Source organism: Shewanella sp. BJSY2023SW005 (assembly GCF_047314585.1).
In the GTDB taxonomy this organism is placed as follows: domain Bacteria; phylum Pseudomonadota; class Gammaproteobacteria; order Enterobacterales; family Shewanellaceae; genus Shewanella; species Shewanella algae.
The window spans coordinates 230,562-243,882 of record NZ_JBKORJ010000030.1 but is presented as its reverse complement, the minus strand read 5'-3'; the positions used below and the strand labels follow the sequence as shown (position 1 = coordinate 243,882).

Sequence of the window (13,321 nt, the reverse complement as noted above, 5' to 3'; positions counted from 1 at the left end):
TTTGAGCGCTGCTGGGGTAGTATTCCGGCTTTCTTTTGGACAGTGAAGGGATGCGCTGCAACAAGTGAGGTGAGGCAAGTTGACACTGATACTGGCAGGCGCTTTGGCTTTGGCGGGGACTCTGGGCGTCTCCGCTTACACTCTGGGACATTCAGCCTTCAAGGCGGGGATGGGGGTTAAACGTTGGGTGGCTGCCGGGTTGTTGCTGGGACCCGCTGCCATGTTGTTATTTAATGCACATAGGCAATTGGCGTACCGCAAAACCACTCGGTCCGGCGATAGCAAGCATTCCTTCTAGAATCCTCTATTGATTCCAAATCACAGCAAAAGGGAGCATAAATGCTCCCTTGTTTTTTCGCTGTTTCATCAGTTCCACCAACCTCTGGCAGGAACCACTTCCAGGTGGCACAGACCCTCCGGCAGTTTCACCCGTTTACGCTCTGGTTTGGTCAGACCCAATAACTTCTTGATTGATATGATCATATTGGAACCCCTTACGCAATGCTCTCAACAGAGTTAACGACTTTGATATGTGGCACTGCTGCGACTTGAGTCTCCAGCACCTTGATGTGTGGCACCGCAGCAATTTGAGTCTCCAGCACCTTGATGTGTGGCACCGCAGCAATTTGAGTATCCAGCACCTTGATGTGTGGCACTGCGGCAATCTGAGTATCCAGCACCTTGATGTGCGGTACTGCGGCAACTTGAGTATTCAGCACCTTGATGTGTGGTACTGCGGCAATTTGAGTATCCAGCACCTTGATGTGCGGTACTGCGGCAACTTGAGTATTCAGCACCTTGATGTGTGGTACAGCAGCAATTTGAGTCTCCAGCACCTTGATATGTGGCACTGCGGCAATTTGAGTATCCAGCACCTTGATGTGTGGTACAGCAGCAATTTGAGTCTCCAGCACCTTGATATGTGGCACTGCAGCTATTTGAGTCTCCAACACTTTGATGTGTGGCACAGCAGCGACTTGGGTGTCCAGTACTTTAATGTGAGGGACGGCGGCAAAAGCCAGTGAACTGGTAACAACGGCGGCGGTAGCAAGTATTGATTTAATCATTATTTTATCTCTCTCAGGGTAGTGGTAACAGTCAGCGGTTAACTTCTTGACGCTGAGAGAGATAAAGCAGGAGTTATGCCAAAGTGTTATTTCAGTTTTAAATTGGTTTTATTTTGGCTTTTTATCGGTTTATATGCGGTTTAAATTTGGTTCTTAAATTGTATTTTTCTTTCCTGTAAATGCGGGCAGATTTTGTTTCAGATACTCGGAAAACTCAGCTTCCGGTACGGCTTTGCTGTAAATAAACCCTTGTATTTCTTCACAGTTTAACGCTTTTAAAATACTGAGTTGTGATGAGTCTTCCACGCCTTCTCCCACAACGGAAAGCCCCATATTGTGGGCTATGGTGATGATGGAATCGACCATCTTTAGGTCTCTGTCAGACTTATCGATATCGTCGACAAAGGCTTTATCTATTTTCAAGCTGTGAATGGGGAATCGTTTCAGATAGGACAGAGATGAATAGCCGGTACCAAAGTCATCGAGTGCCAGACAGACTCCCATTTTAGCCAGTTGTTGCATGACTTTAATGGCTTTTTCCGGATGCTTGATAACAGTCCCTTCGGTGATTTCCAGTTCCAGATTAGCCGGTGGCAGGCGGGTCAGACGTAAAATTGACGCGATTCTTTGCTGCAGATCGGGAAGCGCGAATTGTCGCGACGACAAATTGACAGCCACACGGCCATCAAACAATCCCTGCTCACGCCACTGTTGGGCAGCAAAGCAGGCTTTTCGCATAACAAGGTCACCTATTTCAACAATCAGGCCATTTTCCTCTGCCAGCGGAATAAAGTCATTGGGTGGGATCAATCCGTGTTGAGGATGATTCAAGCGAACCAAGGCTTCCATACCCGACACCAAACCGCTGCGCAGATTGATTTTTGGCTGGTAATAGACTTCAAACAGATCGTCTTTTAGGCCTTCTCGGATGAGATTTTCTACCTCCAACTGCCGGATTGCATTGCGGTTCAATGATTCTGAGTAGAACTGATAGCGGTTACCACCGGCAGACTTGGCATGGTACATGGCAATATCGGCCTTTCTCAGCAGTGCTTGCTCATTTTGCTCGTCTTCGGGATAAAGCACTATGCCTATGCTGACGCCGACAACCAGCTGTTCGCCTACCAGTTCAAAGGCTTGACCGAATGCGTCTATGACGCGGCTGGCTATCACTGCACTGGAACCTATATCGGGGTTCTTGTCTACCAAAATGGCAAACTCATCACCACCGAGGCGATAAAGGTTGGTGTGTCCGGGTATAGATTGCTGCAGCCTTTCTGCGACCAGGATCAAAAGCTCGTCACCTATTTGGTGACCGAGGGAGTCATTGATCTTTTTGAAATTATCCAGGTCAAGGACCATCAGAGTGTGGTGATGATCTTTTTTCACCAGGTTGCCTAGGGTGACTTGCAGGTTGGAGCGGTTGGGAAGACCGGTCAGGAGATCATTATTGGTGAGCTTGCGCAGCTCTTCTTCCTGCTGTTTACGACGGGAGATATCGGAAAACACCCCAACATAATGGGTCAGGATCCCTTGCTCATCGTAAATCGCATCTATGGTGAGCTCCATCAAGAACTCTGAACCGTCGCCCTTAATGGCTTCTATATCGTTGCTCCAGCGACCGTACTGCTGCAATAACTGTTTTATCTGTTGATTGTAATTGTCAGGATAACGGCTGAACTGCAGCGTTGTGCCCAGCAACTGGTTTCGGCTGTGTTGGGTTAGTTCACAGCAGGCTTCGTTAACCTCAACATAATGGAAATCGGCATCCAGAATAAACATGCCTTCCGAGATATTCTCTATCGCCCGCTCGAACAGGCGCAGCTGCTCTTCTGCTGTCTTGAAACTGTTGATGTTTTTGATGGTTCCCGTCATACGAAGGGCATTGTCATGCTCATCCCGTTCAACAATTTTGGCCCTGTCGAGGATCCACAGCCATTCACCACTCTTGCTTTTGACTCTGTAGGTTGCTTCGAAATGATCTGTTTCACCGTAAAAATGTTTATTGAGTGCTTCTCTTACCCGCTCTCTATCTTGAGGGTGAATATTGCTCTCTTCACCATGGTGGCCGGAGCGCTGGCCGTCGCGGGGAAATTCGAGAGAGCCCCAGATATTGGAGCGGTATATCTGCCCCGTTTCTATATCCCAGTCCCACATCTCATCACCGCTACCCCAGAGGGAGAGCTTTAGACGCTCCTCACTCAAGGCTATTTGACGCTGGATCTCTCTCTTGCGCAGCACGGCTTTGGTGATAGCCGTCAGTATCAGCAGTATCGCCAATACATAGAGAGTTTTGGCAAGCGTGGAAAGCCACCAAGGAGGGGTTATTTCAATTTGCAGTGTTCTGGTGATGCCTTGTTGCTGAGTCAAAGGATTAATCGCATAAACATGAAAGTTATAGGTACCAGGAGATAAGTTGGTGTAGGTTGCTGAGTTCGTTCCTTTCGATGAAATCCAGTCATCAGAAAGTCCCTCCATGCTATACATGAATTCGATATTATCTATATCGCTGCTAGGCGCACTGAATTTTAGAGTAAAAGGGTAGTCTGAATGCTTTAATACGACTTTTTCTGTATGTTGAATAGACTTATCCAGTACACCGTCACCAACACTCTCCTCTATGTTGAATATGAGTAGGGAGTCAATGGTTGGAATGATTCTTTCTTGAGAGTTTATATACTCAGATAGCTCGCTTATATCTAGTATACTTACGCCTGAGTTACCCCCGAATAGTAATTTGTTGTTAATTATAACGCCACTTTGAGAGTTGTATTCCAACTGAGCGCCATAACTCGAATTTATTACAAACTCTTGGCTGTCTTTAAACACTACAACTTCTTTTATTGATGATGCGGCAATTAATTCATCTGTTGCGACAATTGAGAAAATGGATTTATTGTTAGAATAAAATAATGAAGTGTTTTTCCCATCATATCTAAGTATGTTTTTAGGCGTGCCAAAATAAACGCTATTCTTATTTGCTGACAAGCAGAAAACCATATCATGAGAATAAATGTTATTGATGCCACTACTATCTTTTTTATACAAGCCACCTTGTGTTGCAATGTATAACTCATTGTTATAGCTGATCATATCAAAAACTGGGAATTGAGTATCTACAGTAAAACTTTCTATCTTGGTTAGATTTTCTGTATCTAAAGATATTATCTGACCATCAACAGTGCCAATTAAAAACTGATCTTTTATTCTTTTCACAACGGATACAGGAGTAGCCATAATCTTTCTAATAGACATAGTATCTTTAGACAGTTGGAATAACCCGTCACTATTTCCAATCAAGAATCTATTATTGTCACTCAGTACTGACTTTGGACCAGTAAATTTACTATCAAAACTTTCACCTTTAACAAGGTCACTGTTTAATATTCGTATTTTATCACTTTGATCTGCAATAACGACATGATCGCTACTGTCTAAGCTTAATGACCAAGTCGGTTTGTTGGTTATGTCAAGCTTTTTTAACAGATTTTTACTACTCTTCAAATAAACGAACCCTTCATTTATATTTGAAAGTAAGATTCCATTTTTAACTTTTTTTATATATGGACTTTTAAGCGAGTACTTTTTTGATGATACTCTTCCGATATAAGAGCTTGAATTATCTTTGTTCAGCTTAAAAATACTGTTGCCATAGGTATAGTAAAGGTGCTCACTGTCACCACCTAAAGAGTCGTATGTACCAGAAATGGAATTTACTCTATTCCCATCAATAAACTCAATGACTTCATCTTTTTTTGCTGCATACAGGGAATCAGAAATTTTCTCAATGTTTTCAATGTTTAGGCTGATAGTTTTATTGTTATGTAATAACTCACCCGAGTAAGTGAGAATATATTCACTATTTTTTATTAAGATACCGGATTTAATATTTTTTACAGATGTTGAGCTCTTGTGGATAGGGCTTTTTTCTATTTCATTGAAAATATAGGTATTTTTTGGGGTTGTGATAAAGAGTTTGTCATCACTTTCATCTATGCTTAGTACAGGTTCTGAAAAGTTCACATCAATAAATCTTTCCGTTTCCGGATCGTATTTTGATAGCCCAGAATCTGTTCCAACAATGAGTGCTTGGTACTTTCTTGAATAGATTAAAGAGCGGATGAATGAGCTTTTCAATCCAGAACCATCGTTGGAAAAAAACTGTTTGAAGGACCTTCCATCAAACCTGTTTAACCCATTTACTGTACCAACCCAGATGTAGCCATCCGGATCTTCAGCAATTGATGTAACAGTGCTTTGTGATAACCCTTCGGGGACGCTGTAAACATCGGCTTTCAGTTGGATTGGGATGGCTGAGGCAGGAAGTGATGATACCAAAGTGAATAAAACAGCAAGCACCAGCGAAAAGGAGAGTGTGAGACCGTGCAGTGATTTAGGCATAAATTTAGTAAATTTTATAATGAGTGATGCCAGTACCGTTGAATGATAACTCTTTCAGAAAGTAGCCTGATTGTCAAAATTAAACCTTTCTATCACATACGTTTATCTCATTTCTGCCCCAGATATGTGGTGATAAATCGAGCTGTGCCATCCACTTAAAAGCATGCTGTGCTGTTATTGAATATAATACCTTTTGATTATAACTGCTGCAGCCCTTTGTCTTGGAACAATCTTCGATACCAATTGGAATGGAGAAAAATTCCTCGTTTGAGCAAGGGAAGTCCAGGGATTAAAGGTTAAACTGCTCAGCCTGTTGCTTGAAGGCGCGTAAATCTGTGATCAAGGAACCGGCTTGCAGACGTTCCAGATGTCTGTGTTGTTCTCCTGTGCTGAACAGCACCAGACGATCGCTGTGTTTGGTGCGCATTTTATCCATCATAAACTTAATCAGGCCGGCCCGGGTTTGGCGCTTGATTTCTGCTACCACCAGCTCACGTTGATTAAAGTGGTAATCCTTATTGCCTATGCTGACCCAATAACGTTGGCCGCGGGTCTTGAGGTTGGCATCATGTTCCATGACTTGGTTGATCAGTCCCTGCTTGGTGCTTTCCCACTGCTCATTGGTTATCTGCATCACGGCGTAGTTAAAGTCGGCGATAAACTCATCTATGGCTTCCAGTAATTGCAGTGGCCCGGCGGTCGGTGACTGTACATAGAAGATCATCCCCGGGTGGCGGTTCAGCGGCAGATAGCCTGTGCCCACCATATAACCGAGTTGTCTTTGGGTTCGCAGCTCGTGGAAGAATGTTGACGACATGGTGTGATTCAGCAGGCTGAACAACGCCATTTTCTCCGGAGTGGCAAACACGGATTGGTAATAGACTATGATAGCGCTGTCCGGGTGAGCTATGTTCAGCTCCCTGAGTACGGTTCCTTTCCCCTGAAGGTTGACCAACTCCCTGGCCGATTCACGGCTGGGCTTGGAAACCAGCGACAGAATATGGCTGAGTCGTTTTCCCAGAGACTGGGCTTCCTGTTCCAGCCAGTCACCATAGACCAGGCCTTCCAGATAGATTTTTTCATAGAAGGCGCTCACATGGTCATGCAGATCGTCCAGGGTGATATCTTCCAACAGCTCTGCCATCCGCAGTGGTTCATAACTGCGTTTTTGCAAGGTTACCGTCAAGCTGGTGAACAGCTGGGAGATGGGTTTGGCCTGGGCATGGTTATACCAACTGCGTAGTAACTGGCGTTTGATAAGGTTGAACCTCTCCTGGGTAAAACTGCGCTCCCGGGCTTTGTCTATCAGCAGCGCCAACAGGGTTTCCTGGTTGCCGGTAAAACCGGTTAAATGCAGGGTCAGCCCGCCCTGATGGGGGTAGATGTTGTAGCTGAGGCCGGCTACTTCCGCCTGATAGGTATGTTCGGTCAGATGATCGAGCAGCATCTCCACATACAGCCGGGTCAAGGCGGCATGTCTCGGCGTGGGGCTGGCCTGATCCGAATCGAGCGAGAGATACAGATGCCCCTTGGGGACATTGAACTCATCATCTTTCTTGTGCCAGATACGGTAACCGGCACCTTCGGCGACAATCACCGGCTCAGGATGCCGGCTGGGTTCGCCTCGGGCTATGGCGTCTTCAACGATGAAAGGGTTAGGCCTTGGCAGCTCCATCCCGGTTTCAGCCTCGGCGCAGCGCCACAGTGCCAGCCTGGCTTCTTCTATGGGCTTAATTTGATAGGGGGTGTGATACCAGGCCGCTTGTTGCTCGGTATCCAGATCCTGGGCCACCAGTTGCAGGCGCATATTATCCGGGGTCATCAGGCTCATCAGTGCTCTGGCTTCAGCGACATCCAGGCCATCCATGCGATAGTCGCCATAGACGGTATCTTCAACCTGATAATGCTGCATATTGATGCTGAGATGACTGGCCAGATCCAAGGCTTTTATCTGTTCCTGGTAGCGAAATGCCAGTTTGAGCAGATTGGCTCTTTCCTGATAGCGCCAGTCTTCCAGCCCAGTATCTGCAATGAGTTTGATATAACCGAAGCAAGCAGCAACCACCTTGTCGGTTTGGTTCAAACCTCTGTCGGTCAGCTGAATGCTGATGCTGTATTCCTTGAAGTTGTAGCCGTTGATGCCGCCACCGGCGGAAAGCCCGTTGATAAGACCGGCTTCCTTGAGTTTGGAAAACAGGCTGCCGTGGCTCTCACTCCCAAGTAGGTGACTGATAAAGGTCAGTGGCTTACTGCGATAGAAGCGATCGATAGCGGGCAGGGCAAAGCTCAAGGTCAGGCGCTTTTGCTCTTTAAGCGGCACTATATGGATCTGCTTTTGCAGTTGCTCACTGGCGAACAGTGGCAGTTCGGGATAGGTTTTTTGCAGATCATGATTTTCTATTGCCGAAAAATAGCGTCTGGCATACTGCTCGAGCTCATCGATTGCCATGGGAGCCACCAGACACAGGGTCATCAGATTGGCGCTGTAATGGCTCTTGTAGAAGGCAAGCAGTTCTTCCCTGAGCTGTTGCTCGTCTCCGCCCAGGGTTTGCAGGTTACCGACGGAAAACTTGCTGAAAGGGTGCGCCGGGTTGACCGTCTCTTTCAATACTTGATAGATACGGCGGATATCATCTTTCTGCTTGAGACTGAACTCAGATTCTATGGCGTGTCTTTCTCTGTCCACCAACTCCTGATTGAACAAAGGTGCAATAAAGAACTGGCTGAATCTGTCCAGTGCCTCGGCAAATACCAGGGGATCTATGGCAAAGAAGAAGTTGGTGTGCTCTGTGCCCGTCCAGGCATTATTGCTGCCGCCATGTTGGTTGATAAAGCTGTGATAACCTCCTGCCTCGGGAAATTTGGCTGTACCCAGGAACAACATGTGTTCGAGAAAATGTGCCATCCCGGGGCGGGATTGAGGATCATCGAAGTGGCCGACATTGACCGCCATGGATGCGGCGGCCTGGGCAGAATGCATATCTTGCACCAGCAACACCCGCAGGCCGTTGGTCAGAGTCAGATGACGATAGCTGCGGTGGTCATTGGGGCTGGAAATGACAGACTGGCAAGTGCTCAAGGGATAACTCCCGTATAGACAGATTGTTATATATTGATAGCCTTATGCTTTTTTGGCAAATATCTCTTGGATTTTTCGACTAAAGATTGAGAGCTGTGCGGTTTGTTGCCGCGCTATAAACGGCTACAATTGACATAGAACCATAAGAACTTTTTCTGTAGTGAGTGATGTATGCAGCTTTTTCTAATGCGCCATGGTGAGGCCAGTTTCGAAGCACCCTCTGATCGGGAGCGAATGCTGACTGATGCCGGACGCCTCCATACGACACAGATGAGCAACTGGCTGAATGATTCAGTCTCTGCCTTTGATCTGGTGTTGGTAAGCCCCTACCTCAGAGCGCAGCAGACCTGGCAAGAACTGGGAAAGCATTTTCCTGAACCGCGTAAATGGATGGTATTGGATGAATTGGTACCATCGGCCGACCCTGAAATGGCTGCCAGCCTGGTGAAGGCTTACGCGGAACAGTTCAAGGCAGACAAGGTGTTGGTGATAGCCCACATGCCACTATTGGGTTATATGGTCAGTGAATTGGTGGCCGGCATTGAGCCGCCGTTATTTGCGACTTCGTCAGTGGCACTTATTGATGTACATGGTCAGCAGGCAAGCGTGATGTGGCAGCAAGGGCCGCACAATATCGCCTAGTGCTTTCCCCAAGTTTAAAGCCGCCTTTAGTGCTGCAACTAACCTGAAATCTGAAATCATGCGCCTTATGTGATTAAAAGATGAATCTTAAAGCACCAGCTAAACAAGGAACCCGGCCATGGCCGGGTTCCTTGCATTTATCGCGCTAAGTCTTTAAAAGGGGCGGCTCTACTGCGGCTAGCGTCTGTGGGGATGTTCACCGATATCTATCAGTACCAACAGCGCCGCATCGCCGCCCCATTCTTTGGGGGCCTGGTGAAAGGCTTTGACCTTGGGGTGCTGCGCCAGCCACATGGGTAACTGCTGTTTGAGAATGCCGGTGCCGTAGCCGTGCATGACACTACAGCAAGGGCTGTGTTCACGGATACAGGCCTGGATCAAGGCCGCCAGTTCCAGCTTGGCTTCGGTTTGGCGGTAACCATGCAGATCCAAAAGAAAGTCAGGCACATAATCGCCTCTACGCAGACGTTTGACTTCCATGGCGTCCACATCGTCCCGACACCAACGCATAGGGCCGTTAACTGGCAATAATGGCTGGTAAACGTCTGAAAAATAACTGTCCGCCTGGATCTGAACTTCTTTTTCAGCCAGTTGCTTCTTGGTTTTGCTCGGCGGGCGGAAATGGCGTTTATCCTGGTCGAGCGGGGTGATCCCGGATACCAGTGCCTGAAATTCCGCCAGGCCTTCTTTGTCGTTTTCTTCGTTCATTAGGCTATTTTATTGAATCCTGTTTCTTCTGAACAGACTTCAGTTACAATGGGGCGGAATAAGAATAAAGCCGGAGTCAGATTTTGGATAAGATCTTTGTGGATGAAGCCGTCACCGAATTGCGGACGGTAGGCGACATGTTGCGCTGGGCCGTCAGCCGTTTCAATGACGCCAATGTTTATTATGGTCATGGTACAGATAACGCGTGGGACGAAGCGGTTTCCCTGGTATTTCATGCCCTGCATCTGCCCGATGACATTGGTCAGCAGGTGATCCACGCCAATCTCACCAGCAGCGAAAAACACAAGATAGTTGAGCTTATCATCCGCCGGGTACGCGAGCGTTTACCCGTGCCTTATCTGACCAACACCGCCCGTTTTGCCGGGCTGGACTTCTATGTGGACGAAAGGGTGCTTGTGCCTCGCTCACCGATTGCCGAGATGATCCAAAACGGATTCGGTCCCTGGCTCTACAACAAGCCGGTAAGACGGATACTCGATCTCTGCACCGGCAGCGGTTGCATCGCTATCGCCTGTGCCTATCAGTTTGAAGAGGCTGAGGTCGATGCGCTGGATATCAGCGAGGATGCACTGGAAGTGGCGCAGATAAACGTTGAGTCGCTCGGCGTGATGGACAGGGTGTTTCCCATGCAGTCCAATCTTTTCAGCGCAGTACCACGAGCGCCGCAGTACGATCTGATTGTGTCCAACCCCCCTTATGTTGATGCCGAAGATATTGCCGATATGCCGGATGAGTATCGCCATGAGCCGGAAATTGGTTTGGCGTCCGGTCGAGACGGCCTGGATATCACTAAACGCATTCTGGCCAACGCCGCCGATTACCTCACAGATGACGGTATCCTGGTGGTTGAAGTGGGTAACTCCATGGTGCACCTGATTGAGCAGTTCCCCGATGTGCCTTTCACCTGGGTCAGCTTTGAACATGGTGGTGATGGGGTGTTTGTGCTGACAAAAGATCAGCTAGTTGAAAATCAATCACTGTTCGCCATCTTTAAAGACAGTGAATAATAAAGCGGCCCATTAGCCAATGGGCCAGTAAAGCCGAGGTTCGGATGGCCGAACCTCGGCGCTCGGTCATTTTATCTCCAGGGGGAAATTAAGCGGATGTCGGGAAACAGCATAGGTCAGAACTTTGTCGTCACCACTTTTGGTGAAAGCCATGGGCTTGCACTGGGCTGCATTATCGATGGCTGCCCGCCAGGGCTTGAGCTGACCGAAGCCGATATGCAGCAGGATCTCGACCGTCGCCGTCCGGGTACTTCCCGTTATACCACTGCCAGGCGCGAGCCGGATCAGGTGCGTATTCTTTCCGGCGTGTTTGAGGGCAAGACCACAGGCACCTCCATCGGCCTGTTGATTGAAAATACCGATCAGCGCAGCCAGGACTACTCCAATATCAAAGATCTGTTCCGTCCCGGGCATGCCGACTATACCTATCAGCAAAAATATGGCCTGCGCGATTATCGCGGCGGTGGCCGCTCCTCGGCGCGGGAAACTGCCATGCGGGTGGCGGCAGGGGCTGTGGCGAAGAAATACCTCAAGGTGGTACACGGCATTGAGATCCAAGGTTATCTCTCCCAGCTTGGGCCTATTTGCGCTGACACTCTGGATATGGCTCAGGTAGAACAGAACCCCTTTTTCTTCCCCGATGTCTCCAAGCTGGAAGCGCTGGATGACTATATGCGCGAGCTGAAAAAGTCCGGTGATTCCATCGGTGCCAAGGTCAGTGTGGTGGCCACCAATGTGCCGGTCGGCCTTGGCGAGCCGGTATTTGACCGTCTCGATGCCGATATTGCCCATGCGCTGATGGGGATTAATGCGGTCAAGGGCGTTGAAATCGGTGATGGCTTTGCCGTTGTTAACCAAAAGGGCTCAGAGCACAGAGATCTGATGTCGCCTGCCGGGTTTGACAGCAACCATGCCGGCGGTGTGCTCGGGGGTATCTCTTCCGGGCAACCCATAGTGGCGCATATGGCGCTGAAACCCACTTCCAGTATCAGCGTGCCAGGCAAGAGCATGACAGTGCAGGGCACTGAGGCTGAAGTGGTGACCAAGGGGCGGCACGACCCCTGTGTCGGGATCCGCGCCGTGCCCATTGCCGAAGCCATGTTGGCGATAGTCTTGATGGATCACTTGCTGCGTCATCGGGCCCAAAACCAGGATGTCAGCAGCCTTACACCTGTACTTGGAATGCGATAAATGCGCGGACTGTTTCCCGCAGGGGGACAGCTCGCCTGGCTTTCTGCCTGCTATTTCTTCTTCTTTGGCATACTCGGTGTCATGGTGCCCTATCTGGGGGTATTTTTTGACAACCGTGGTTTCGACGCCGCCGAAATAGGCTTCCTGCTGGCCATACTTATGGCAACCCGCATAGTCGCGCCCAATGTCTGGGCGCTGGTGGCGGATCGCACCGGCATGCGCTCTGAGCTTATCAAGCTCGGTGCCTTTGCCGCCGCCTTGACCTATCTGAGTTTCTTTTATCATGGCGGCTTTCTCTATCTGGCGCTGAGTTTGGCCCTCTATACCTTCTTCTGGAATGCGATTCTGGCGCAGCTTGAGGTGATCACCCTGGAAACCCTGGGGGCTGAAGCCAACAAGTATGGCCTCATTCGCAGTTTCGGCAGTGTCGGCTATATCGTGCTGGTGGTGGGCACAGGCTGGGCCATCAAGGAATTTGGCCCCGAGGTGCTGCTTTATGTGGGGCTGAGTCTGTTTCTTGGGTTACTGGGCTGTGCCTTACCCTTGCCATCGAATCGGGCCTCGGCGGGGGCCTGGCAGGATAAGCCGGCACTCAAACTTGGGCGGCCGCTGCTGTGGTTTTTACTGTCTGCCATGTTGCTTCAAGCCAGCGCCGGGCCTTTCTACGGCTTTTTCGTGCTTTATCTCAAGCAGGTGGGTTACACAGAGGCCAGCGCCGGTATTTTTGTGGCTCTCGGGGCAATGGCGGAAATCTTCATGTTTATGATAGCGCCCAGGTTACTCGGTCGCTATGGGGTCAAGACGCTGCTGCTGGTGAGCATAGGCATGACGGCGCTGCGTTGGCTTCTGGTGGCTTTTGGCGCCGAAAGCATGTTGCTTTTGGGGCTCAGCCAACTGCTGCATGCCTTTACCTTCGGTTTGACCCATGCGGCATCCATCCAGTTTGTTCACCGTAATTTTGATATCAGTCACCGCAGCAAGGGCCAGGCACTTTACGCCAGTTTGAGCTTTGGCGTCGGCGGCGCTTTGGGCACCTGGATCTGCGGCCTGATTTGGGGCGATGGCAGCGGCGCCTTCTGGTGTTGGGTATTTGCCGCCGCGTGCGCCTTGCTGTCCATGTTGGCCGTGCTGGCTATTCCGGGTAGCGACTCCAGGCGTCAATCACAGAGTGACCCCATTGACGCCTGATGATTTCTTACAAGAGC

Annotated in this window: 9 protein-coding genes; 5 read left to right on the top strand and 4 right to left on the bottom strand. The window is 49.0% G+C overall.

Annotated elements, in window-relative coordinates; all coding sequences use genetic code 11:
- The first annotated feature begins 79 nt into the window (after window positions 1–79).
- The gene (locus tag ACMHXI_RS10505; protein ID WP_236574436.1) at window positions 80–298 is read left to right on the top strand and encodes a hypothetical protein; all 219 of its coding nucleotides are present in this window, start codon (window positions 80–82) and stop codon (window positions 296–298) included.
- Window positions 299–494: 196 nt separating this feature from the next.
- Here ACMHXI_RS10505 and ACMHXI_RS10500 read toward each other — a convergent pair whose 3' ends face one another.
- The 3 genes from ACMHXI_RS10500 to ACMHXI_RS10490 all read right to left on the bottom strand — a co-directional run bounded on the left by ACMHXI_RS10500 (window position 495) and on the right by ACMHXI_RS10490 (window position 8,547).
- A complete protein-coding gene (locus tag ACMHXI_RS10500; protein ID WP_345859072.1) occupies window positions 495–1,067 on the bottom strand; it encodes a hypothetical protein in 573 nt (190 codons plus the stop codon).
- A 153-nt stretch (window positions 1,068–1,220) separates the two neighbouring features.
- Window positions 1,221–5,468: an EAL domain-containing protein gene (locus ACMHXI_RS10495; protein ID WP_264921139.1), complete on the bottom strand. Its 4,248-nt coding sequence runs from the start codon at window positions 5,466–5,468 to the stop codon at window positions 1,221–1,223.
- A gap of 289 nt (window positions 5,469–5,757) precedes the next feature.
- Window positions 5,758–8,547, bottom strand: a complete 2,790-nt coding sequence (locus ACMHXI_RS10490; RefSeq protein WP_190535582.1) for an insulinase family protein — start codon at window positions 8,545–8,547, stop codon at window positions 5,758–5,760.
- A 171-nt stretch (window positions 8,548–8,718) separates the two neighbouring features.
- Between ACMHXI_RS10490 and sixA the strand changes: the two genes are divergently transcribed.
- Window positions 8,719–9,189, top strand: coding sequence for a phosphohistidine phosphatase SixA (gene sixA / locus ACMHXI_RS10485; protein WP_025010454.1), 471 nt, complete (start codon window positions 8,719–8,721; stop codon window positions 9,187–9,189).
- Between the two features lie 177 nt (window positions 9,190–9,366).
- Here sixA and smrB read toward each other — a convergent pair whose 3' ends face one another.
- Entirely contained in the window at window positions 9,367–9,897 is a 531-nt protein-coding gene (gene smrB, locus ACMHXI_RS10480) for an endonuclease SmrB (protein ID WP_025010455.1), read from the bottom strand.
- 83 nt (window positions 9,898–9,980) lie between these two features.
- On the opposite strand from smrB, the gene prmB reads away from it, so the two are divergent.
- The 3 genes from prmB to ACMHXI_RS10465 all read left to right on the top strand — a co-directional run bounded on the left by prmB (window position 9,981) and on the right by ACMHXI_RS10465 (window position 13,304).
- On the top strand, window positions 9,981–10,925 hold the full coding sequence (gene prmB / locus ACMHXI_RS10475; protein ID WP_054743814.1) for a 50S ribosomal protein L3 N(5)-glutamine methyltransferase: 945 nt from the start codon (window positions 9,981–9,983) through the stop codon (window positions 10,923–10,925).
- 96 nt (window positions 10,926–11,021) lie between these two features.
- Window positions 11,022–12,116 (top strand): chorismate synthase, encoded by a 1,095-nt coding sequence (gene aroC / locus ACMHXI_RS10470; RefSeq protein WP_413734864.1) that lies wholly within the window; start codon window positions 11,022–11,024, stop codon window positions 12,114–12,116.
- Entirely contained in the window at window positions 12,117–13,304 is a 1,188-nt protein-coding gene (locus tag ACMHXI_RS10465) for an MFS transporter (RefSeq protein WP_107004653.1), read from the top strand.
- The last annotated feature ends 17 nt before the right edge of the window (window positions 13,305–13,321 follow it).

Excerpts from the sequence above, each read along its gene's own strand:
- ACMHXI_RS10500 (WP_345859072.1), bottom strand. The coding sequence starts at position 1,067 with ATGATTAAATCAATACTTGCTACCGCCGCCGTTGTTACCAGTTCACTG.
- ACMHXI_RS10495 (WP_264921139.1), bottom strand. The coding sequence starts at position 5,468 with ATGCCTAAATCACTGCACGGTCTCACACTCTCCTTTTCGCTGGTGCTT.
- sixA (WP_025010454.1), top strand. The coding sequence starts at position 8,719 with ATGCAGCTTTTTCTAATGCGCCATGGTGAGGCCAGTTTCGAAGCACCC.
- smrB (WP_025010455.1), bottom strand. The coding sequence starts at position 9,897 with ATGAACGAAGAAAACGACAAAGAAGGCCTGGCGGAATTTCAGGCACTG.
- aroC (WP_413734864.1), top strand. The coding sequence starts at position 11,022 with ATGTCGGGAAACAGCATAGGTCAGAACTTTGTCGTCACCACTTTTGGT.
- ACMHXI_RS10465 (WP_107004653.1), top strand. The coding sequence starts at position 12,117 with ATGCGCGGACTGTTTCCCGCAGGGGGACAGCTCGCCTGGCTTTCTGCC.